The sequence below is a fragment of the Chryseobacterium sp. SIMBA_028 genome, assembly GCF_046535285.1.
In the GTDB taxonomy this organism is placed as follows: domain Bacteria; phylum Bacteroidota; class Bacteroidia; order Flavobacteriales; family Weeksellaceae; genus Chryseobacterium.
The window spans coordinates 1-258 of sequence record NZ_JAWRWZ010000494.1 but is presented as its reverse complement, the minus strand read 5'-3'; the positions used below and the strand labels follow the sequence as shown (position 1 = coordinate 258).

The following is a 258-nucleotide window of genomic DNA, read 5'->3' as shown; positions in this document are numbered from 1 at the left end:
CAAGAGGAACTAATTCTGCAGAAAGAAACCAATTGATGCAGAAATACAATGAGGTTTTCGAAATAGAAAAAGACAACTATTCTTCCCATTTATATTCTCAGTCTCAATGGAAAGCTGAAAATGTACAGGAGATCAAGCCTGTATATTCTGACAGCTCTGAAGACGTTGACGGAAGAGTCGTGGTAAGAAATAATTTTGATAAGATTTTTGAAAAATATCCTCAAACCTTAGTCTTTGGTGAAGATGCCGGAAATATCG

At 35.7% G+C, this 258-nt stretch carries 1 pseudogene; it reads left to right on the top strand.

The annotated features are described in order from the left end of the window. Positions 1-258, top strand: a pseudogene (locus SCA31_RS24240) (transketolase); the annotation flags it as partial.